This window comes from Planotetraspora thailandica (assembly GCF_016863335.1).
Taxonomy (GTDB): Bacteria; Actinomycetota; Actinomycetes; order Streptosporangiales; family Streptosporangiaceae; genus Planotetraspora; species Planotetraspora thailandica.
On sequence record NZ_BOOR01000078.1, the window covers coordinates 20,037 to 42,874 of the forward strand.

At 68.7% G+C, this 22,838-nt stretch carries 16 protein-coding genes; 12 read left to right on the plus strand and 4 right to left on the minus strand.

Annotated features, from left to right (window positions below; all coding sequences use genetic code 11):
* Positions 1-229: 229 nt before the first annotated feature.
* The 6 genes from Pth03_RS37235 (at position 230) to Pth03_RS37260 (ending at position 10,079) form a co-directional block, all read left to right on the plus strand.
* The gene (locus Pth03_RS37235; RefSeq protein ID WP_239119669.1) at positions 230-1,021 is read left to right on the plus strand and encodes an SDR family NAD(P)-dependent oxidoreductase; all 792 of its coding nucleotides are present in this window, start codon (positions 230-232) and stop codon (positions 1,019-1,021) included.
* A 526-nt stretch (positions 1,022-1,547) separates the two neighbouring features.
* A complete protein-coding gene (locus Pth03_RS37240) occupies positions 1,548-2,558 on the plus strand; it encodes a LacI family DNA-binding transcriptional regulator (protein WP_203949197.1) in 1,011 nt (336 codons plus the stop codon).
* 133 nt (positions 2,559-2,691) lie between these two features.
* Positions 2,692-4,938: an alpha/beta fold hydrolase gene (locus tag Pth03_RS37245; protein ID WP_203949198.1), complete on the plus strand. Its 2,247-nt coding sequence runs from the start codon at positions 2,692-2,694 to the stop codon at positions 4,936-4,938.
* 612 nt (positions 4,939-5,550) lie between these two features.
* The gene (locus Pth03_RS37250; protein ID WP_203949199.1) at positions 5,551-8,121 is read left to right on the plus strand and encodes a chitinase C-terminal domain-containing protein; all 2,571 of its coding nucleotides are present in this window, start codon (positions 5,551-5,553) and stop codon (positions 8,119-8,121) included.
* Between the two features lie 228 nt (positions 8,122-8,349).
* On the plus strand, positions 8,350-9,051 hold the full coding sequence (locus Pth03_RS37255; RefSeq protein WP_239119670.1) for a copper resistance CopC family protein: 702 nt from the start codon (positions 8,350-8,352) through the stop codon (positions 9,049-9,051).
* Positions 9,048-10,079 (plus strand): CopD family protein, encoded by a 1,032-nt coding sequence (locus Pth03_RS37260; protein ID WP_203949200.1) that lies wholly within the window; start codon positions 9,048-9,050, stop codon positions 10,077-10,079. The genes Pth03_RS37255 and Pth03_RS37260 overlap by 4 nt, the downstream gene beginning before the upstream one ends.
* 93 nt (positions 10,080-10,172) lie before the next feature.
* On the opposite strand, the gene Pth03_RS37265 is transcribed toward Pth03_RS37260, so the two are convergent.
* Positions 10,173-11,420 carry a hypothetical protein gene (locus Pth03_RS37265; RefSeq protein ID WP_203949201.1) on the minus strand — a complete coding sequence of 416 codons (1,248 nt, stop codon included), beginning with the start codon at positions 11,418-11,420 and terminating at the stop codon, positions 10,173-10,175.
* A 125-nt stretch (positions 11,421-11,545) separates the two neighbouring features.
* Here Pth03_RS37265 and Pth03_RS37270 point away from each other — a divergent pair, with 125 nt between their 5' ends.
* The 3 genes from Pth03_RS37270 (at position 11,546) to Pth03_RS37280 (ending at position 16,565) form a co-directional block, all read left to right on the plus strand.
* On the plus strand, positions 11,546-14,245 hold the full coding sequence (locus Pth03_RS37270) for an alpha/beta fold hydrolase (RefSeq protein ID WP_203949202.1): 2,700 nt from the start codon (positions 11,546-11,548) through the stop codon (positions 14,243-14,245).
* Positions 14,242-15,108, plus strand: a complete 867-nt coding sequence (locus Pth03_RS37275; RefSeq protein WP_203949203.1) for an ABC transporter permease — start codon at positions 14,242-14,244, stop codon at positions 15,106-15,108. The genes Pth03_RS37270 and Pth03_RS37275 overlap by 4 nt, the downstream gene beginning before the upstream one ends.
* 188 nt (positions 15,109-15,296) lie before the next feature.
* Positions 15,297-16,565 (plus strand): ATP-binding protein, encoded by a 1,269-nt coding sequence (locus Pth03_RS37280; RefSeq protein ID WP_239119671.1) that lies wholly within the window; start codon positions 15,297-15,299, stop codon positions 16,563-16,565.
* Between the two features lie 172 nt (positions 16,566-16,737).
* On the opposite strand, the gene Pth03_RS37285 is transcribed toward Pth03_RS37280, so the two are convergent.
* Positions 16,738-16,905: a hypothetical protein gene (locus Pth03_RS37285; protein ID WP_203949221.1), complete on the minus strand. Its 168-nt coding sequence runs from the start codon at positions 16,903-16,905 to the stop codon at positions 16,738-16,740.
* Positions 16,906-17,123: 218 nt separating this feature from the next.
* Between Pth03_RS37285 and Pth03_RS37290 the strand changes: the two genes are divergently transcribed.
* The gene (locus Pth03_RS37290; RefSeq protein WP_203949204.1) at positions 17,124-19,226 is read left to right on the plus strand and encodes an ATP-binding protein; all 2,103 of its coding nucleotides are present in this window, start codon (positions 17,124-17,126) and stop codon (positions 19,224-19,226) included.
* A 1-nt stretch (position 19,227) separates the two neighbouring features.
* On the opposite strand, the gene Pth03_RS37295 is transcribed toward Pth03_RS37290, so the two are convergent.
* Together Pth03_RS37295 and Pth03_RS37300 are read right to left on the minus strand one after the other, a co-directional pair.
* The gene (locus tag Pth03_RS37295; RefSeq protein WP_203949205.1) at positions 19,228-20,250 is read right to left on the minus strand and encodes a terpene synthase family protein; all 1,023 of its coding nucleotides are present in this window, start codon (positions 20,248-20,250) and stop codon (positions 19,228-19,230) included.
* A gap of 82 nt (positions 20,251-20,332) precedes the next feature.
* The gene (locus Pth03_RS37300; RefSeq protein WP_203949206.1) at positions 20,333-20,728 is read right to left on the minus strand and encodes an ankyrin repeat domain-containing protein; all 396 of its coding nucleotides are present in this window, start codon (positions 20,726-20,728) and stop codon (positions 20,333-20,335) included.
* A 106-nt stretch (positions 20,729-20,834) separates the two neighbouring features.
* Between Pth03_RS37300 and Pth03_RS37305 the strand changes: the two genes are divergently transcribed.
* Entirely contained in the window at positions 20,835-21,740 is a 906-nt protein-coding gene (locus tag Pth03_RS37305) for a proteasome assembly chaperone family protein (RefSeq protein ID WP_203949207.1), read from the plus strand.
* Between the two features lie 23 nt (positions 21,741-21,763).
* Complete coding sequence (locus Pth03_RS37310) at positions 21,764-22,837, plus strand: Gfo/Idh/MocA family oxidoreductase (RefSeq protein ID WP_203949208.1); 1,074 nt, start codon at positions 21,764-21,766, stop codon at positions 22,835-22,837.
* Position 22,838: the final 1 nt, after the last annotated feature.

Here is a 22,838-nt window from a genome sequence, read left to right on the forward strand (position 1 = left end):
TCGGCGTCACGCATCAGCTACATATGCGGCGGCGGGGAGATTGTTACGAGATAGCACATCGTCATGTTTCGGCCGTCCAATATGTGTGATGCCGGTTGCCGTATTTGAGATAGTTATCGGATCATCTTGACCATAATGTCCCGCCATGACGGGTATGTTGGCGGCGTCATGCGACGCTCCGGACGCGCGTCAGACAGTCACTTCGCGTGCCGGCGAAGGGAGGCCTCCGTTGACGAGAATCGCCGTCGTCACCGGTGGCGCGTCCGGGATCGGAAAGGCTCTCGCGACCGAACTCGTACGGCGAGGCGTCGACGTGACCGTCGCCGACATCAAGGACCACGAGGCCGTCGCGAACGAGCTCGGCTGCAACGGCTCCCGGGTCGACGTCACCGACGCGGAAGCCGTACACGACCTGATCACCGGGGTGAAGGCGCGGCACGGACGGCTCGACTTCCTTTTCAACAATGCCGGCATCGGCGTCAACGGACGCACGGAGGAGATGACCCTCGAGCACTGGCGGCGGTCGATCGAGGTCAATCTGGTCGGGGTCGTCCACGGCGTGCACGCGGCCTACCCGATCATGATCGAGCAGGGCTTCGGATGGATCGTCAACACCGCCTCTCTCGCCGGGCTCATCCCGGTTCCCCTGCTGGTGCCGTACGTGACGGCCAAACACGCGGTCGTGGGCCTTTCGACGGCGCTGCGGGCCGAGGCGAGCGCGCACGGGGTGAAGGTGATGGCGGTCTGTCCCGGGTTCGTCGACACTCCGCTGCTCGACAACATCAACCCCGGCCTGCCGCAGACGAACGTGGGCCGTCACACCCGCGAGATCGCCGTGGCGGCCCAGGGGTCGCTGTATCCACCCGACGCCGTGGCTCGCGATGTCATGCGTGGGCTGGAGCGTGATCAGCCCATCGTCATCAGCCCGGGATGGGCGAGGAACGCGTGGTGGATCACCCGCCTCTCGCCGCGGCTGATTCTGCGCCTGGCCGAGCGGGCGGCGCGGCGCGCACTCACCTGAGCCCCCTCCCCCCTCGCCGTGATCATGCAGAAGTTCGCGTACGGGCGCGCCGACCGGCCCACCCTCCGCGCGTGATCATGCAGAAGTTCGCGTACGGGCGCGCTGACCAGGCCCGTCTCAAATCGTGATCATGCAGAAGTTCGAGGAAACGCCCCCTCACCTGCATGAACCCTTGTCGTGATCATGCAATGCGGCTGCCATTCCCCCGGAAGAGAGGCGGCCGACGTGCATGATCACGACCGCCGTCGTCGCAGGTCGTACGGCACGTCCGCAAACTTCTGCATGATCACGATCGTCGTCGTTGCAGGCCACGCGCCATGATCCCGAACTTCTGCATGATCACGGCAAGGGGCTGGCGCTGGGGGTCGCAAGTTTCGAACAATCTTCGAATGTTTCGCAGCCGGAGAGCATGAAAGTAAAGAACTCTCGTCAATACGCCTGTGGGAGCGATCCCATCGTCCATCGCCCCCAAAACCGCTCTTGCGTGCAGAAATGGCCCCGAAAGTTTTCGGATACGCTCTCAGCCATGCCAGCGAAAAGGCGGGTCACGATCGCCCTCATCGCCCAAGAGGCGGGGGTGTCGGTGCCGACCGTCTCCAAAGTCATCAACGGCCGCCCCGAGGTCGCGCCCGACACCCGCCAACGGGTGGAACGTCTGCTCCACAAGCACGGCTACCAGCGCAGGACGGCACAGGGCGAGGGGCCCGTGGGGCTGCTCGACCTGGTTTTCACCGAGATCGAGAGCCCATGGGCCATGGAACTGGTCCGGGGCGCGGAGGCGGCCGCCCGTGAGGCCGGGGCCAACGTCGTCATCTCGGTGCTGCACACACACGCCGGGCCCGGACGTGACTGGCTGGAGCGCATCGCGGCCCGCCGTACCGACGGCGTGATCATCGTCGGCTCCCGCCTTTCCGTACGACAGCAGGGGCAGCTCACCGCCCGCGCGATCCCGTTCGTCGTCGTCGACCCGGAGGGCGAGCCGGCTCCCGGCGTCGCCTCCGTGGGGGCCACCAACTGGCACGGCGGCCTGGCCGCCACCCGGCATCTCCTCGAGCTCGGCCACACGAGGATCGGCGTGATCGGCGGCCCGGCCGACATGTTGTGCAGCAGGGCAAGGATCGACGGCTACCGGGCCGCGCTGGAGACCGCCGGGGTCGAGCCCGATCCCGAGCTCATCCGGTTCGGCGACTTCCTGGTCAATTCCGGGCGCGACCACGGGCACAGCCTGCTGTCCCTCCCCAACCCGCCCACCGCCATCTTCGCGGGCAGCGACCTGCAGGCGTTCGGCGTCTTCGAGGCGGCCCGCCAACGCGGACTCCGGGTGCCCGACGACCTGAGCGTGGTCGGGTTCGACGACCTGCCGCTGGCCAGGTCCGCCTGGCCGCCTCTTACAACGGTCAGGCAGCCGCTCCAGGAAATGGCCGCCCTGGCTGCACGCATGGTGCTCGCTCTCGGCCGCCGGGAGACGTTGGAGGCTCGGCGCGTCGAACTCGCCACCGACCTCATTGTGCGCGAGAGCACCGCCCCTCCGCGATGACTGGGGTTTGTCCAGGGTTGCCGATGTTTCGCGCTAAAGTTTCCCCGTTATTTGCTGGGGTTTCGCGAGACGGAGCTGACGGTTGCGGGGCGTACGTGGAGCGGCCGTCACGGCATTCGCCGCGGCTTTCACATTGACATCTGTCGGACTGCCGGCCACGGCGCTGGCGACCGGGCAACCCCGGCAGGGGCAGACCACTGAGCTCGCCCAGCACGCCAACGTGCGTGAACGCCAAGCCCAGCTAGAGCAGCGGCCGTGCCCGGCTGCGGTGCCGGTCGGCACGACCTGCGGTTTCCTGCTCGTGCCTGAACGGCGGGACGTTCCCGACAGCAAGATCATTAAGGTCGGCTACGCCGTACACAAGTCGACCGCCGCCGACCGCAAGCCCGACCCCGTCGTCTACGAAAGCGGCGGCCCCGGATCCGCGTCGTTGCAGCAGGCCAAGCTGCTCGTCCAGTCCGTCCCCGACCACGACGTCGTCATCGTCGAGCAGCGCGGCGACCGCTATTCCTCGCCCCAGCTGAAGTGCGACGAGATCGTCACGGGCCTGGTGCAGACGCTCCGGACCCCCGGCCAGACGGCACAGGAGACTCCGGCGATCATCCAGCAGGCGGTGGCATGCCGCGACCGTCTGCGCAGCCAGGGAATCGACCTCACCGGCTACCGGACCGCCGAAATCGCCTCCGACCTCGTCGACCTGCGCAGGGCGCTCGGGTACACCCAGTGGAACCTCTTCGGCGTGGGCTACTCGACCCGGGTGATGCTCCAGGCCGCGTCCCATGACCCCAGGGGCACCCGGAGCGTCGTTCTGGACTCCTTCCTCCCCGCACGGTCGTCGTCGTACGGCGACGCGTGGCCCAAACTGGCGGCGGCCATCGCCAAGATGGGCCTCACCGGGCGATTCGATGCGATGGTCGCCCGTCTCAACGCGAGTCCGGCGACGTTCGAGACCAGGGATCCCCTCACAGACGGGCGCGTCGCGGAGACCCTGAACGGCAACGACGTGGCCACGATTCTGGCTGAGTCGCTGGACGACTTCCGGGCCATCCCGATCATCCCGTCGCTCGTGGACGGCGTGGCCGACGGCAAGACCGGGCTGCTGCAGCCGCTGGTCGACCAGGCGGGCGATGCGCTGACCTCGCGCGAGTGGGGCCTGTACTACGCCGTGAGATGCCAGGACGAGCCCGCGACCACGACGGCGCCGAACCGTCCCGAACTGTTCACCGACACGGTCGACCGCGCGGTGTGCCAGGCGTGGGACCTTCCTCCGGTGCCGAAGGGCACGACGCCGGCCACTCCGGGAACGACCCCGGCCACTCCGGGAACGACGCCCAGCGGTTCCGGCGGCGCCAAGTCCGGCACCGCCGGCGCGGGCCGGGAGCGTACCGGCTCGGGCACGACTGGCTCGGCCCGCGGCACGGGGTCAACGAAGACGGGCACCGGATCGACCACGAAGACCCCCACGACCGGCACCGGCACCGGCGGGAACTCCACCGGCACGAAGACCCACGGCACGACGGGGACCACAGGCGGGGTCACGACGACGCAGACCGGCACGCGCCGTCCGGCTACCGGAGCGACTCCGGGCGCGACGCCCGGCGGTACGCGCGGGACCGGTTCCGGCGCGAACGGCGGCGCGGGCACCGCATCCCTGGGCACGGGGAAGACGGGCGTGAACGGGACCACCAAGACCGGAACCAGGACAGGCACCAAGACCGGTTCCACGGTTCCCACACGCGCCGCGCAGGCTCCCCTGCCGCCGATGCTGGTCGTCGGGGGCCAGTTCGACGCCACGACGCCGCCGGAGGCGGCCCGGCAGTCCACTTCGCGCGCCCCGTCGGCCCGTTTCGTCGAGTTCGCCGGTGTGGGGCACGGGGTGTTCCAGTCCAGCGATTGCGGCCGCCGTACGATCAGCACCTTCCTTGACGATCCTCACGCCGCCGCGCCGTGCGATCCGGCGAAGGTGCCGGAGCCGATGGTGCGCCCGGGGACGCTGTTCCTGACCTCGTCGGTGTACAAGATCATGCAAGAGCCGGTGATGGTGGCTCCGCTGGTGCTGTTCGCGCTCATGTCGGTCGTTCAGCTCCTGGGCGGCCTCGTCGGGATGGTCCGCCGTCGTGGCGGCTGGATCACGGCTGTGGCCGGCGTGTCCGGCGTTGTCTTCATCGGGCTGGCCGCCCTGAGTCTGGGGAACAGCACGGAGGCCATGCTGACCATCGGCATCCCGAAGCTGCTTCCCTGGCTCGCCGTCCTCACGGTCGTCGCGACGGTGGCGTCCACGGTGGCGGCCTTCCGGGATCACGCCCGGAGCATCGCGATCGTGCCGAGCATGGTCGGGCTGGCCTTCATCGCCTACACGTACGGCTGGCTGATCGGCTGATCACGGGGCGTTGAAGGCCCCCATCGGTGGTGATCATGCAGAAGCTCGCGGACATGACACATGGCCTGCATAAATCCCGATCGTGATCATGCAGAAGTTCGGCGATATGCGTCGCGAGCAGGAGAAAAGCCAGACGTGATCATGCGGACGGTCCATATCGCCCGGGCGTGATGCCGGGCGTGCGCCCGGGTTCGCGTGGTCGAGACGAGTGCCCACACGGCTGACCCGCGTCCCAGGCCGTTCACCACGCCGCCCTCCGCGAGACTGTGCATGATCACGATGGGCGTTTGCGCAGGCCGTACGGCATCTCGGCGAACTTCTGCATGATCACGGTCGATGAACGCCCTGGTCAAAGCCCGATTCCCCGAACTTCTGCATGATCACGCCCCATGTGGGGTGACCCACGCCCCATGGGCAGCCCTCCCCTGGAGGGTCCACCCATGGGGGGGTTTGGCTCGGGGCTCTTAATGGAGGCTTAAGGGGGGATCAAAGGCTTACTATCAAGAAAGTTTCTTAATAGAAGACATTGACGGGCCAGTTCACGGCGGTTTACTTTCCGATCAACCCCTGGGGGCGGGGTGTTCGCAAGCTTCGCCTATCGGAGGTGGACCTGTGCGCCTGCGCGCAGCAGCAACGGGAGCGGCGACGCTCGCTCTCCTCGCCGGAATCCTGGCCGGCGGACTCGGCGGCATCACGACCGCCGGCGCCGCCGCCGCCGACAACGAGACCTGCAGGCCCGACGGCCTCTACCGCACTCCCGGTGTCGACGTCCCCTACTGCCTGGCCTACGACGAGACCGGCAGAGAGAAGAACGGAGCCGACCATCCGCGCCGCATCATCGGCTACTTCACCGGCTGGCGAGACGGCGCAAACGGGCAGACGCGCTACCTGGTCGACGACATCCCGTGGGGCAAGGTCACCCACATCAACTACGCGTTCGCCCACGTGGGCCCGGACAACAAGCTGTCGGTCGGCTCGAACACCGCGGCCAACCCGGCGATCGGCGAGACCTGGCCGGGCGTGCCGGGGGCGGAGATGGACCCGGCCTACTCCTACAAGGGACATTTCAACCTGCTCAGCAAGTTCAAGAAGCAGTACCCGAACACCAAGACACTCATCAGCGTGGGCGGCTGGGCCGAGACCGGCGGCTACTTCGACGACGCCGGAAACCGCCAGTCGAGCGGCGGCTTCTACACGATGACCGTCAACCCCGACGGCTCGGTCAACCAGGCCGGCATCGACACCTTCGCCGACTCCGCCGTGGCGTTCCTGCGGACGTACGGCTTCAACGGGGTCGACATCGACTACGAGTACCCGACGTCGATGAAGGACGCGGGCAACCCGTTCGACTGGACGATCGCGAACGCCAAGCGGGCGAGCCTCATGAAGGGCTATGCGGCGCTGATGAAGACCCTGCGCCAGAAGCTCGACACCGCCTCGGCCGCCGACGGGAGGTACTACCTGCTGTCGGTCGCCGCGCCGTCGTCCGGCTACCTGCTGCGGGGCATGGAGACCTACCAGGTCACGCAGTACCTCGACTACGTCAACATCATGTCGTACGACCTGCACGGCGCATGGAACAAGTACGTCGGCCCCAACGCCTCCCTCTTCGACGACGGCAAGGACGCCGAGCTCGCCGCCGCGGGCGTCTACACGACCTCGCAGTACGGCGGCATCGGCTATCTCAACACCGACTGGGCCTACCACTACTTCCGCGGGTCGATGCCGGCCGGCAGGATCAACATCGGCCTGCCGTACTACACACGGGGCTTCAAGAACGTCGCGGGCGGCACCAACGGCATGTGGGGTACGGCGTCCTCCTCCGCCTGCCCGGCCGGCGCGGGCCTGACGACGTGCGGCGACGGCGCGGTCGGCATCGACAACATCTGGCACGACCTGGACACGGCGGGAAAGGAGTCCCCCGCGGGCTCCAACCCGATGTGGCACGCCAAGAATCTCGAGCAGGGCATCCTCGGCGACTACCTGCCGGCGTACGGCGTCACCGACACGTCCCTGACGGGCACCTACACCCGCAACTACAGCTCCGCGCTCGTCGCCCCCTGGTTGTGGAACTCCACGAAGAAGGTCTTCCTGTCCACCGAGGACGACCAGTCGGTCGCGGCGAAGGCCGACTACGTGGTGTCCAAGGGCCTCGGCGGCACCATGGTCTGGGAGCTGGCCGGCGACTACGGCTGGAACGCCGCCAAGGGACAGTACGACCCCGGATCGACCCTCACGACGGTCATGTACGACAAGTTCAAGACGGCGTCGCCGTACGGGAACGTCCGGGCCACCACGCCGATCCCGAGCCAGAAGCTGGACATCTCTGTCGAATTCCGCGACTTCGCCCTGGGCGACAACAACTACCCGATCAACCCGAAGATCCACATCACGAACAACTCATCCGTGACGCTTCCGGGCGGGACCGAGTTCCAGTTCGACTACGCGAACTCGGCTCCAGGAAACGCCGCCGACCAGTCCGGTTTCGGCTCCTCGGTGATCCGCCGAGACCACACCGCGGCCAACAACATCGGAGGCCTGAAGGGCGATTACAACCGGGTCTCCCTCAAACTGCCGAGCTGGCAGACGCTCGCGCCGGGCGCCTCGGTCGACGTCGCCTTCGTCTACTACCTGCCGACCTCGACCCCGTCGAACTGGACGGTGACGTTCGGCGGCGCCACCTACGGCCTCCTTCAGGACTACGCGCGCGGCGGCACGGTCGCGACCCCCTCCCCCACGCCGTCCCCCTCACCGACCGGGTCGTGTGCGGCGGCCGCCTGGTCCTCCACGCAGGTCTACACCGGCGGCAACCTGGTCTCCCACAACGGCCACACGTGGAAGGCCAAGTGGTGGACGCAGGGCGAGACCCCCGGCTCCGCGCAGGTCTGGGAGGACCAGGGCGCCTGCTCGGGCGGGACACCCAGCCCCACACCGACACCCACGCCGACACCCACGCCGACACCCACGCCGACACCCACACCCACACCCACACCCACGCCCACGCCCACGCCCACGCCCACGCCGACCGTCCCCGGCACCTATCCCGCCTGGGCCGCGGGCACGGCGTACGCCGCGGGTACACGCGTGAGCTACGGCGGAGCGAACTACCAGTGCCTCCAGTCGCATACGGCGATATCCGGCTGGGAGCCCCCGAACGTCCCGGCGCTCTGGAAGAGGCTCTGACCCGCCGGCGACACCGACCTGCCCGGCGTGAGGGGTGACCACCCCGCGGCGGGCAGACGCCTCCGGGCCGCGCGAGACCGGTGACGCTCTCGCGGTCCGGAGCACCCCCCAGCCGATGCCCGGTGATCGACCGATCACCGGGCATCGGTGTCCCACCGCCCGGGAGAGGCCGGGCGTGATCAGTGGGACCATGGCTGGGTCACGACTCACCCAGCGGAGGACATAGAGGTGTTCGAGGTCGCGCGTCCCGGAGCGTCCGGCCGCAGTCCGATCGTTCGCACGGCGGTCGTCGTGCTGATCGCCTGCGCCGCGTCGTTGTTCCTGGCGACCCCTGCGCAGGCGCACAACGTGCTGATCGGCAGCGATCCCCGCGAGGGCGCGTCGCTACCGGCCACACCGGGCAAGGTGACACTCACCTTCGATCAGGCGGTTCGGCCAGACTTCGCCAGGATCGCGGTGACCGGCCCGGACGGCGCCCAGTATGAGCAGGGCGACGTCGGCGTGAGCGGCGACAGCGTCTTCATCGCCCTGCGTCCCCAGGGGCCCGCGGGAGCCTACGTCGTCTCCTACCGGATCGTCTCCAACGACGGCCACCCGGTCACGGGCACCGTGCCCTTCACCGTCGGCGGAACGGCTGCGGGGACGCCGGGCGCCGCAGGACCGGGAACGGCCCCGGGATCGGGCACTCACCTCAGCGCGAACCCGCCCGGCCTCGGCACGCCGCCTCCCGTCGCCCCCTCCGGCGGCGCCTGGGTGTGGGGCCTCCTCGTCGCCACCGGCGTGCTGCTCGCCCTGGCGACCCTCGGCCTCGTACGGCACGACCGCCGCGTCGGCCTGGCCGCCGGCGGAACGGCCTCCGCGGGCGCAGTCAGCCCCCAGAGAACGCGAACGGCGAATCCGGGAACCGGGACCACGGGGGGCGGATCATGACCGTCGCAGCGCAGAGGCGCCTCGGCGGATCCGCCGAGGCTTCCCGGTCCCGGCTGCCGGTCGCGGGAGGGATCGCGGCCGGGCTCCTCGCCGTGCTCATCGCGACCTGGCTCACCCGGCCCGGCCCGACGCCGGGCATCCCGATGCCGGGCGGCCTCGTGGAGTACGGCCTGCCCGTCTCCCGGCTCGTCGTCGACCTGGCGGCGACGGCGGCTCTCGGCCTCAGCCTGCTGCCCAAGCTGCTCGGCTTCGACGATCCCGATCGCACCGAGCCGATCGCGGCCAGGGCCAGGCACTGGGCCGTGTTGTCGGCGCTGATCTGGTGCGCCGCCGCACTCGTCGCGACCGTCCTGAGCGCGGCCGAGGTGCAGCCGGGCACGGTGCCGGACGTCGCCGACTACGTCGACCGCATCGGCTCGGGTCAGGGCCTGGTCGTCAGCGCCTCCTGCGCGCTGGCCTGCGCCACGGTCGGCATGCTGGCCGTCAGGTTCGGCGAGAAGGTCCCGGCCGAGTTGCGCGTCCTGGTCGCGGGGTTCGGCCTGCTGCCCATCCCCGTGACCGGCCATGCCTCGAACTGGTACTGGCACGACGTGACCATGGTCTCGATGGAGTTGCACGTCATCGGGGCCTGCGCGTGGACGGGCGGGCTGGCGGCCCTCACCGTGCTGCTGGTGCGCGACCGCGCCCTGCTGGCCCGCGCCCTGCCGAGGTTTTCCCGGCTGGCCACGGTGGCGCTGATCGTCGTGGGGCTGTCGGGCGTCTTCAACGCCCTGGTGGAGCTTCTGCTGTCGCCCGACCGGGCGTTCCCCGAGTCACTGGTCACGACGCGGTACGGCTGGCTCGTGCTGGCCAAGACCGTCTTCGTCGTCGTGATCGCGCTGCTCGGCGCCAACATCCGCTGGCGACTGCTGCCCGCGATCAGCCGGCAGGCGCCCACCGCCCTGGCGAAGTGGGCGACGTTCGAGATCGCGGTGATGGGTTTGGCCTTCGGCGTCGCCGTGGCGCTGACCAGGGCGCCCGTCACCTGATCGGGTCATGAGGGCCCGCGCGAACACGCCGCCGCCCCCGGGGAGGTCCCCGGAGGCGGCGGGTTCACTTGGGGGGCATTCGCCGGAGACGGCCTACCGGTCGGAGCCTCCGTCGGCCACCGGCCGCGCCGCCACTCCGGACGTACTCGTCTCCGGAGCCGGGGCGCCGCCCGTGCCCGCGGCCGCGAGAGCCGCCTCCCCGTCCTTCTCGTCCGCCGCCGACCGGTGCCGGCCCGCGAACCATTCGATGGCCAGCCACACGACCGCCAGCGACGCGGCCGCGATCGGCCACGAACCCGCCGCGTACGGCGGAGCCTCCAGGAGCCGGTCCTGCACGGCCAGCCCGCCGTACACGCCTGCCGTCACGAGCACGGCCCCGAGCACCGGCCGCAGGTACGGCACGCGCACGAAGAACGCCAGGTCGACGCAGAGCCCGGCGAGCACGAAGAAAAACGGGATCGCCGACGGCGGAAAGGTGGTGCCGACGAGCAGCGGCCACACCAGGCAGCGGTAGCCGACGTAGATCGCCGTCACGGTCGTCGCCGTCCAGCGCCTGCCGACGAACATCCGGGCCAGCACCAGCACCGCCACACCGGCCACGCCCGCGTAGACCGGGTAGACCCACTCGGGCACCGGCAGCGAGAACTTGAGGATCATCGCGCGGTCCACCGCCCGGCCCATCTGGTTGGCCGCGAACTGCAGCAGGCTCGGCTCCGCGTACGGTTGCCCGCGGTCCCACGAGGCCACCTCGAGCACGCCGTACTCCTGCTGCTGCTGGGGGAAGTGCACGTTCTCCAGGATGAACGTGAAAAGCGCCACCAGCACGACGGTCCGCCGCCGCTCGGAGATGACGGGATAGGCCGCCGCCCCCCGGTACCAGCCGCGGGTCACTCCAATGATCATCAGAGCGGTTCCGAGGTACAGCAGCGCGTGCGACGGGCTCCAGGCGGTGATGTCGAGCCCGTTGACCCGGTGGTTGATGAGGTCGAGCGGGATCGCGATGAGAAAGATCCCCGCACCCCACTGGATGAACCGGGAGGCGATGCGGTCGACGCCGTAGCCGGTGTACCAGTGCACGATCGCGAGCCCGACGGCGATGACGGTGCCGACCGAGTTGATCAGGTGCGGCGGAGCGAGGTCGTCGCGCAGCCACTTGAAATGCCACGAGACGTCCCAGGACGCCCCGAGCACCTTGAGCACGAACGCCACAAGCCAGCCGAGGTAGAGAACCCGGAAGAGATCCGCCGGAGTCTGCCTGCCGGCATCTCCACGCGTCCAATAAGGGAGCGCCCATTCGATGAAGCGGCGGGGGGCCTGCCTGAGCGTCGTTCCTGTTGTCACGCGCGAAATGATGCCGGTCCCGTGGTTGCGGGCGCAATCGGGGATGTCCCCTATGCGAAATTTATGCATCGGCCCGCCGGAGTCGCGCGGACCGATCTACCCGGTTGGCTAAGTAGCATCGCGATATGACGTTTCCGGGCGGGCGGCGGGCCCTGACAGCCGTGGCCGCACTGATCCTGTTGGTCGCCGGCAGCCTGGTCTGGGCATTCTGGCCGTCCGGGCCACCCGTCCGGGGGCAGGACGTGGCCATCCCGGTCGTGGACGGCCCCGCCGACGACCAGCACGTGACGCTCGACGCGACGTTCTTCCCGCCGCCCTCCGGCGGCAAGGCCCCCGCCGTACTGCTGGCCCACGGTTTCGGCGGCAGCAAGCAGAGCGTGCGCGACGAGGCCGTACGGCTGGCCGGGCAAGGCTATGCCGTGCTCACCTGGTCGGCCCGCGGGTTCGGCAGGTCGACCGGGGAGATCGCGCTCAACTCCCCCGACTACGAGGTCAAGGACGTGCGCCAGCTCGTCGACTGGCTGGCCAGGCGGCCCGAGGTCCGCCTGGACCGGGCGGGCGACCCGCGTGTCGGCATCGCGGGCGGTTCCTACGGCGGCGCCATCGCCCTCATGGCGGCGGCCTATGACAGCAGAATCGACGCGATCGCCCCCGAGATCACCTGGAACGACCTCGCGGACGCGCTCTTCCCCGACGCCGGTGGCAAGGGCCCCATGAACGGCGTCTTCAAGAAGATGTGGGCAGGGATCTTCTTCAGCTCGGGCGGCAACGGCCTGTCGACCGGTGACGGGGAGTCCGGGCTGGCGGCGCTGGCCGGTGCGGCGGGATCGTCCGGAGCCTCGGACCCAGGCGTCGCGGACACCGGCACCACGGGCACGGGGTCAGACACGGGGTCAGGCTCCGAGTCGCGCGGCGCGGGGACGGCCTCCGGGTCCGGGACGGGCACTCCTCCGGACGTCCAGCAGGCTCTGACTCCTCAGCAGGTGCAGTGCGGGCGTTTCCTCCCGGAGATCTGCGCGATGTACCAGACCGTGGCCGCGACCGGCCGGGCCACGCCCGAGGCCCTCGACCTGCTGCGCAGGTCGAGCCCGGTCTCGGTGGCCGGGAAGATCAGGATTCCCACCCTGCTGATCCAGGGGCAGCGCGACTCGCTGTTCCCCCTCGGCCAGGCCGACGCGAACGCCCGGCAGATCGCCGCCACGGGAGCCCCCGTCGAGGTGGCTTGGATCAGCGGCGGGCACGACGGCGGGGACGGTGAGCCCGACTGGGTCTTCGACCGCACCGCCTCCTGGTTCGACCGCTGGCTCAAGAACCCGTCCGGTGCCGCCCCCGCCGGCTCCGACGTGTTCGCGGTCAGCCGGGACGGCGGGCGCGACCCCGGCACCCGCAGGCCCACGGTCGTCCACGCGGCCGCGGACGCCTACCCCGGCATCTCCGGGGCGACCACGCAGACGGTGAAGCTCTCCGGACCCGACCAGCAGGTCGCCAACCCGCCCGGCGGCTCACCGGCCTCCATCTCCTCGGTGCCCGGCTTCGGAGGCCTGCTCGGCGGCGGCTCGTCCAGCTCCGGCGTCTCGGTCGACGTCCCCGGGCAGGCCGCCGCGTTCGAGTCCGCGCCGGTGGCCGAACCCGCGCGCGTCACCGGCAGCGCCACCGTCCAGATCAAGGTGTACGGCACGGGCGACGCGGCGCTGTTCGCCAAGCTCTACGACTCCTCGGGCGGCCCCATCGCCGTGCTGCCCGACAGCCTGGTCGCGCCGTTCCGGGTGACCGCGAGCGAGGCGGGCACCCCGGTCACGGTGACGCTGCCCGCCATCGACCACACCTTCGACGCCGGTCACCGGCTGCGGCTGGTGATCACCACCACCGACCTCGGGTATTCCACGCCGGCCGAGCCCTCGGTCCACCGGATCGGGCTCGCCTCCCCGGACCTCAAGCTGCCCGTGGACCCGGGACTGATCACGCCCGCGACCGGCCCCGCCTGGTGGACATGGGCGATGCCGCTGGCCGCCGTCCTGATCGCGGCGGCGCTCGTCCTCACCCGCCGCGCGCGGCCCGCCAAGGCTGGAAGCCGTCCCGACCTCGCCGAGGTGCCCCTGGTCATCACGGGTCTGGGCAAGCGCTACAGCAACGGCGAGAAGGCCGTCGACGACCTGTCCTTCCGCGTCGAGAAGGGCCAGGTGCTCGGCCTCCTCGGCCCGAACGGCGCCGGCAAGACCACCACGATGCGCATGCTGATGGGCCTCATCCTCCCCGACGAGGGAGAGATCAGGATCTTCGGCCATCCGGTGGTGCCCGGGGCGCCCGTGTTGTCGCGGCTCGGCTCGTTCGTCGAGGGCCCCGGCTTCCTCCCGCACCTTTCCGGCCGGGCCAACCTGGAGCTGTACTGGGAGGCCACCGGACGGCCGCCCGGCGACGCGCACCTGGACGAGGCCCTGGAGATCGCCGGTCTCGGCGGCGCCCTGGAGCGGGCCGTGCGCACCTACTCGCAGGGCATGCGGCAGCGGCTGGCCATCGCCCAGGCCATGCTCGGCCTGCCCGACCTCCTCGTGCTCGACGAACCCACCAACGGGCTCGACCCGCCCCAGATCGCGGAAATGCGCAAGGTGCTGAAGGCCTACGCCGAGCGTGGCCGTACGGTCATCGTGTCCAGTCACCTGCTCGGCGAGGTCGAGCAGACCTGCAGCCACGTGGTCGTCATGCACCGCGGCCGGCTGGTGTCGCAGGGGCCCGTCGAGGCCCTGCTCGGCGCCTCCGTCGCCGCGAACGGCTCCGGCCCCCGCCTGGAGGACGTCTTCCTCGACCTGATCGGAGAGAGCCGATGACCGCCCCCGTGGCAAACGCCCAGGGGTTCGCCCCCGGGTACGCCCCCAGCAAGACGCTGCCGCTGCGCGTGGAGATCGTCCGCCAGTTCAGGCGGCGCCGTACGCTCGCGATGTTCGGGCTGCTGCTGGCCCTGCCGTGGGTGCTCGTGGTGGCCTTCCAGTTCGGGCCGAACACGAACAACGGAAACTCGGTGCGGCTGTCGGACCTGGCGACCGCGGGCGGCCTCAACTTCGCCGCGTTCGCGCTGTCGGTCTCGGCCAGTTTCCTGCTCGTCGTCGCCGTGGCGCTGTTCTGCGGGGACACGGTGGCGAGCGAGGCGAGCTGGTCGTCGCTGCGCTACCTGCTGGCCGCCCCGATCCCCCGCGACCGGCTGCTGCGCCAGAAACTGATCGTCGCACTGGGCTACTCGGCGGCGGCCGTGACCGTGCTGCCGCTGATGGCGTTGGCGGCGGGCACCCTGGCCTTCGGCTGGCACGACATCAGGGTGCCGGGCACCGGCGAGATCATCTCGGCGACCGACGCGCTGCCGAAGTTCGCCCTGGTCATCGGATATGCCCTGGTGAGCCAGCTCGTCGTCGCATCATTGGCCTTCCTGCTGTCGGTCAGCGTCGACTCCCCGCTCGGCGCGGTCGGCGGCGCGGTCGGGCTGGTCATCGTGAGCAGCATCCTGCAGGCGGTGGAGGCGCTGGGGTCGGTCCGCGAGTTCCTGCCCACGTTCTGGAACACGGCCTGGCTCGACGCGCTCTCCCCCCAGCCCGACTACAGCGGCATGATCAAAGGCGTCTCGATCTCGGTTACATACTCCGCAATCCTGATCGCGTTCGCGTTCCGCCGGTTCCGCCGCAAGGACGTGGTCTCATGACCTTCCGTACGGCAAGCCGGCCGGGCACCTGCAGAAGCGAATGCTTCATCTGCTGACACTGCGTCCTCGGCCACGGCAGATCTGCCACGGAAGCTTCGGCAGATCTGCCACAGACCCTTCGGCAAATCTGCCACGAGACTTGCGGCAGATCTGCCACACACATGATTACGCTCTCGTAATCTAGGCGCGTGGACATCGATGAGCTGACGGTCTTCCCTCGGCGCGCGGAAGAGATGGCCGCGGAGGCGCTCGCCGACACTCGAGTGGTTGTGATCAGCGGTGCTCGGCAAGTAGGCAAGAGCACGCTGGCTCAGCGGATCTCGCGAAGCAGGCCAGGCTCACGCGAGCTGTACCTCGACGAAGCGGCGGTCCGCGCCGCCGCGAGGCAAGATCCTGACGGGATCGTGCGTCACGACGGGCTCCTCCTCATCGACGAGATCCAGCGCGTGCCCGACCTCCTCCTTTCCATCAAGCGCGAAGTTGACGCCGATCCACGCCCTGGGCGCTTCTTGTTGACGGGCTCGGCCAGGCTTCTGGGACTGCGCGATCTTCCGGACGCCCTTCCAGGCCGGTCGGAGACGATCGAGCTGTGGCCGCTGTCCCAGGGTGAGATCGAACGGAGCCCCGACGGATTCGTCGATGCGGCCTTTCTGCAAGGTCCCGACATCAAAGCTCCAAAGTCCCGGTTGCGGCGAGCCGACTATGTGGATCGAGCTCTGCGAGGCGGCTACCCCGAGGCCGTTCACCGCTCGTCTCACCGGCGGAGGGCACGCTTCTTCGAGTCCTACATCTCCGATCTGATCAGTCGCGATGTGAAACTGCTGTCCGACATCGAACGCCCCATCGACATGCGGCGTCTGCTCAACGTGCTTTGCGCCCGGATGGCAGGGCTGGCGGTCGTCGACAACATCAGCCGCGATCTCGGACTGCCTCGCAACACGGTGAAGCGATACATCGACCTGCTCGACCTCGTCTACGTCGTCAGGCGGATCCCGGCCTGGTCGTCCAATGCGACCACCCGCGCCATCGCGACGCCGAAGCTTCTCGTCGTCGACTCCGGGCTGGGAGCACACCTAGCGGGCCTCACTCCGGCGCGGACCACCGACCTATCCGTGCCCGTAGGGCCTCTGCTGGAGAACTTCGTCCTCGGTGAACTGGCCCGTCAGCTGACCTGGTCTGAGGAACCAGCCCGCCTCTACCACTATCGCGATCGCGACAACGTCGAGGTGGACGGCATTCTCGAACGAGCCTCCGGCGAGGTCGTCGGCATCGAAGTGAAGGCGGCTGAGACCGTACGCGCCGACGACTTCAAAGGGTTGCGGCACCTCGCTCGAAAACTCGGCGACCGAATGACTGCCGGATATGTCCTCTATGCCGGCCAGGAAACGCTCCCCTTCGGGGATCGGCTGCGTGCCCTTCCGCTGTCTGCCCTGTGGCAAGCGGAGGCAGACACCTGACCCGGCGATTCGCGCGTCTGCTGCCGGAGGTTCCGTACGACCAGAGGATGCGCAGAGCCCGGAGCGGTGGAGGACCCTTACGGAGATGTGTACGGCGGGGCAGGCGGCCCTCGTTCGGCTCCTACCCCGCATCAGCGCTCGGATCGGCCGTCGCGCCACCCGAGGCCGATGATCAGTCCCAGTGAGGCGGGCGTTCCTCCAGGTAGTGGGAATCGTCGGAGCCCGAGCTCCACTCGCCCCACCCGAGGTCGGTGTCGTCACTGGTCTGGTCGGGAAGCACCGGCAGTCCCTCGTCGAAAAGGTCCACCGGACGCATGTCATCCGGATGCTGCGCAGTCACGCTCCAATGCTATCCACCGGGCGCGACGGCGCGGCAAAGACCGGATGACTTCCGCCCTACCAGCCCCCGGGCGGGCCCTACTCGGAAAACGGACCGCCCATGGGGTCTTTTCCCCCGGGGCGGAAACCTCGCCAGCGCACATCCGGACATCTATCGGTCCTCAAAGGTACGATGCGTGAACAGACAGCACGCCGGACGACCCCCCCCCGTGAGGCGGCATGGCAACGCCATCAGGATGGCGACGAGAGGGCAACCTGCCCAACGAGCTGACCAGCTTCGTCGGCCGAACGCGGCTTCTCGCCACGCTCAGACAGCGGCTCCAGGAGTCGCGGCTGGTCACGGTGACCGGGATCGGCGGAGTCGGCAAGTCTCGAACAGCCCTTCGCATCGCCCACCAGATCCGCAGGCAGTACCGCGACGGCGTCTGGTACGCCGACCTGGCCCGGCTGCAGGACCCCGGAATGGTGCACCACGCGATCACGTCGGCCCTCGGAATCGCCGACCAGTCGTCGCGGGCCGGTTCGGACTCGCTGACGGAGTGGCTCGCCGACCGCGAAATCCTTTTGGTGCTGGACACCTGCGAGCATCTGGTCGAGGCATGTGCGCAACTGGTGGAAGAACTGCTGGAGGCGGCACCCCGTCTAAGGGTCATCGCAACGAGCCGGCGTTCACTGAACGCACGGGGCGAATACACCCTGACAATCCCTCCGCTGACGATCCCAGGCGATGACCCGTCGGAAAGCCCGTACGACAACGAAGCACTCGCGTTGTTCGTCGAACGCGCTTCTGCCGTCATGCCCGACTTCGTGCTTGACGAGAACAACGTCGACGCCGTGGCCGAGTTGTGCCGCCGACTGGACGGCATCCCCCTCGCGATCGAGCTTGCCGCGGTGCGGCTGCGCACGCTGTCGGTCGAGCAGATCCTGGCGCTGCTGGCCGACCGGTTCAGCCTGCTCGCCGGTGCCAGCCGTACGGCACTGCCGCGGCACCAGACGCTGCGCGCGGCGATCGGGTGGAGCCACGAGCTGTGCGAACCGGCCGAGCGCCTGCTGTGGGCTCGGGCATCGGTGTTCTCCGGAGACTTCGAACTGGACGGCGCCCGCCACGTCTGCGCGGATGAGAACCTGACCAGCGATCAGATCCTGGACGTCATCTACGGTCTAGTGGACAAGTCCGTCCTGCTGAGCTTCTCCACGCCGGCCGGCCAGCGGTACCGGCTGATCGACACCCTTCGCCAATACGGCGCGGAGTGGCTGGACAAACTCGGCGAGACCGAGATCCGGCGCGTACGGCATCGCGACTACTACCTGCAACTCGCCGAGCGTGGCGAGAACTCCTGGTCCGGTCCTCGCCAAGCGCATTGGTACACCCGGATGCGCCAGGAACATGACAACATCCGGGTCGCGATCAACCATTGCCTTTCCAACCCGGCTGAGGTTCGCGTCGGCCTGGAACTGCTGTCATCCCTTTGGTACTTGTGGATGGCCTGCGGATTCGCTCGCGAGGGGCGTGTCTACCTGGAACGCGCGGTCGCTGCGTCTCGCGCCCCGAGCCAGGAGCGTTGCAAGGCGCTCTGGGTTCTTTCGTACATTCGCAGCGCCCAGGGCGACATTCGCGGGGCCGTTGAAGCAGCCGAGCAGTGCAGTTCCGACGCCATCCAGATCGGTGACTCCGGTGCGGTCATCCTCGCAACGAAGATGCTGGGAACCGCGGCGTTTCTCGAGGGCGACCTTAAGAAGGCGGTGGCGCTGCTTGGAGTCGCCATCGAATTCCACCGCGGCGGCCGGGGACTCAACCCCGGGTTGCTCCCCGCCATCGTGGAATTGGCTCTCGTCCTCACCGCTCAGCAGGACTTCTCGGAAGCCGAGACGCTTCTCATGGATTGCCTGAAGATCTGCCAGGAGCGCGGTGAGCTGTGGTTGCGTTCTTACGCGAACTACGCCCTGGCGCTGACGCAGCGCGCCACCGGCCGGATTCCCGAAGCCATGAGTAGCGCCCGTGAAGCGATACGGCTCAAGCGTTCCTTCCACGATGTCCTCGGAACCGTCATGACCATGGAATGCCTGGCGAATCTCGCCGCCGACCTCGGCGAGGCCGAGGAGGCGGCGCAGATTCTAGGCGCGGCTCAGACGAACTGGGAGCTGTTCGGCCTCCCCCAATTCGGTTCCCCCTTCTTCACCGCTGACCACGAGCGGGCCGTCAAGGAGTGCCATCGCATCCTCGGCGTGGACGCCTACCAGGCCGCGTTCGAGGTGGGGGCCCGAAGAAGCTTTGAAGACGCCATCGCCTATGCCCTAGGGGAATTGAACTTCACGGATTGATTCATGCTTGCTGAGGCACGGCGGCAGCGGGCCAGTAGGTGGACTGCGGCCATGCACCGATGTAGCGCGTGCTTCCCAGCGAGTAGTCGATATGTCCGCGAACCCAGTGCTCGAGGCCTTCCACATACTTCAGCACCGCAGGGGAACCCCACTGCTGGATGTGGGCGCGGAGTTCGATCATCCGCGCGACCGCACGGTTGTGCATTCTGTCGACCTCGTCCAGAGCGGCTTGTAGCGCACAGTGACGATGGGTGATCAGAACATTCACCAGGTTGTGCCGGGCGGCGTCGTGTTGCTTCTCCTTGGCATAGGAGAACAGGTCGTTGTCCCAGACAACGAGGTCGTTGGCGTGCTCTGTGATCTCTCGTATGTCAGGGTGATGCCATTCTTCCGCCGTAAGCCGGAAGCCTCCTGCTATATCGATGAGCGCGTAGACCGGATACATGGCACCGGTGCGCCGGCGCATGAACACGTAGTCGTCAGCGGTCGGCACGACGTCGGCCTCGCGGTTGGCCGCCTCCCACACCTGCGCGAATATGTACTCTCGCGTGGCGGTACACCAGCGGTCGAGTTGGTCCGGCTGGGCGTGGACGGCGATTCGATCCTTGAGCTCAAGCAGCGTCCGAGCAAACACGTTATCCACCTTGTCCGGCCGCTCTAAGTCGTCGAGCACCCGGAACATCTCAGGAAGCGCCCGGGCGATGAGACCGGTGTGACGGCTCATCCGCTCGGATTCGCAGAACCCGTCGTCGAAGGCGAACAGCCAGATACACCAGTCCATGAGAAGGCGGAGCATCTCCCGATCGGCCAGCGGGTAGGCCCGAGCGGTCAGCCATCCGAATTTCGCCCTTTGATAACGCTCAATGTGGTCTTCCCTGTCGAGCATGCCCGTCTGGACCAGCCAAGCGAAGCTCTCCAGGTTCACCTCGTCGACGTGCGGATTTACCGCGCTGGGGAAGGGGCAAGTGAGAGGCGGGATGCGGATCGGGCTCTCACCGATCTGATCCACAGAGGTAGTCGCCATCCGCCAAGCATGACCATTACGCCGATAAAGCGCTAGACCGCTAGGCTTTTAGGAAATTTCGGACCTCTGCCTTAGCGGGACCCTAACGCACCCTTAACAAGGCCAGCATGTCGGCGCTGCCGAACATCCGGGCGGTGTCCAGCGCGGACGGCGTTCCCGCGGACGGGTCGGCGCCCGCGTCCATGAGGGCCTTGACGACGTCGGGTTCCTTCTTGAACACGGCACCGGCGAGCGGCGTCTGTCCCCGGTCGTTGGCGAGGCCGGGGTCCGCCCCGCGCTCGGCGAGGGCACGCACGGTGGCCGCGTGGCCGTGGTAAGCGGCCAGCATCAGCAGCGTGTCACCCTTGTCGTTCCGCAGGTTGACGGGCACGCCGGCGTCCACGTAGGCGCACAATTGCTCGGCCTTCCCCGCCCGCGCGAGGCCGAACAGTTTGGTCGCGAACTCTTCCAGCTCCCGATCCGGCTCCATGTCGCCCATAGTCCAACGGTAGGGTCACCCACAACCGCGCGGAATCCAGGCGGCTCGCCAGGGGTTCACTAGGTAGCAGTAGGTAAAGAACCCCTCTGAGAAAGGCTGGAACACGGTGTTCGACCCCACGGATCTCTACCGGCTCGACGGAGATGTTCCCGAGCTGACCGATCCGGTGCTGCTCTACCACTTCGAGGGGTTTGTGGACGCGGGAGGCGCCGGCAGGCTCGCTCTCGGGCACCTTCTCGCGGAGCTGGAGCACCGGGTCGTGGCGACCTTCGACGTGGACCGGCTCCTCGACTACCGATCCCGCAGGCCCGTTATGACCTTCGACTCCGACCACTGGGTCGACTACGACGGGCCGGAGCTCGCGGTCTACCTCACCCATGACGTGACCGGCACGCCGTTCCTGATCATGACCGGTCCCGAACCCGACCGGGAGTGGGAGCTGTTCACCGAGGCCGTCGGCATGCTCGCCACCCGGCTGAAGGTCGCCAAGCTGGTGACCGTGCACGGCATCCCCATGGGCGTCCCCCACACCCGCCCGCTCGGCCTGACCGCCCACGCCAGCCGCGGCGAGCTCGTCTCCGGGCAACCGAGCCCCTTTGGCAGGGTGCAGGTGCCGGGCAGTGCGGCAGCCCTGATCGAGCTGCGGCTCGGCTCCAAGGGTCACGACGCGCTGGGGTACGCGATCCATGTGCCCCACTACCTCGCCCAGGCCGAATACCCCCAGTCGGCCGTCGCCGCGCTGGAGGCGATCACCCGGGGCACCGGGCTGGTGTTCCCCATGGACAACCTCCTGGGTGCGGCCGCCGAGACCACCGAGCAGATCGAGGAGCAGATCAGCGCCTCGTCCGAGTTGTCGGGCGCCATCCAGGGCCTGGAGCAGCAGTACGACGCCTTCCAGACCGGCACCCAGCGGGAGAGCCTCCTCGCTGAGAGCACCCCGATGCCGACCGGCGACGAACTGGCCGCCCAGTTTGAGGCTTTCCTCGCCGAACGGGACGACCACGACAACTGATACATCCCACGTAAAGTTTCCCCATGCCGACTTCTGAGATCCGCGTCGGGCTGGTGGGTTACGGCCCTGCGGGTTCGTTCTTCCACGCGCCCCTGATCGCCGCCACCCCCGGCCTGCGCCTGGCCGCCGTCGTCACCCGTGACCCCGCCAAGGCCGATCTCGTACGGCAGGCCCACCCCGGCGCCGAGGTCGTGGGCTCCGCCTCCGACCTGTGGTCCCGCTCCGACCTCGTGGTGATCGCCTCGCCCAACAGCACCCACGTGCCGCTCGCGCAGGAGGCGATCAAGCAGGGCCTGCCCGTGGTAGTGGACAAACCACTCACGGGCACGGCCGCCCAGGGCCGCGAGCTCGTACGGCTGGCCGACGACCACGGTGTGATGCTGACGGTGTTCCAGAACCGGCGCTGGGACGGCGACTTCCTCACCATCCGCCGGCTGCTGCCGGAGCTCGGGGAGGTGCGCCGGTTCGAGTCGCGGTTCGAACGCTGGCGCCCGGTGCCGAAGGGCGGCTGGCGCGAGATGGGCGGCGCCGACGACGTCGCGGGCGTGCTCTACGACCTCGGCAGCCATCTGGCCGACCAGGCGCTGCAGCTGTTCGGACCGGTGACCCACGTCTACGCGGAAAGCGATGTCAGGCGGGCCGGGGTCCGGGCCGACGACGACGCGTTCATCGCGCTCACCCATGCCGGCGGAACACGCTCCCACCTGTGGATGAGCGCGGTCGCGGCCGACCTCGGCCCCCGGTTCCGGGTGCTCGGGTCGGCGGGCGCGTACGTCGAATGGGGGCTCGACCTCCAGGAGGAGCGCCTGCGTGCGGGTGCACGGCCCGGCGACGACGGCTGGGGCACCGAACCGCCGGAGCGCTGGGGCACGTTCGGCGCCGGGGACGACGTCCGTACGGTCGCGACCGAGCCGGGCGCCTACCAGGAGTTCTACGCGGGCGTCGCGGCGGCCCTCCTGGAGGGCGCGCCGCCTCCCGTCGCCCCTGGCAGCGCGATCGAGACGATCGCGGTGCTGGAGGCCGCCGCGCATTCGGCGGCCACCGGGCAGACCGTGGCCCTGACCGAGACCTTGAATGAGGCTCCCACCGGGGCCTGAT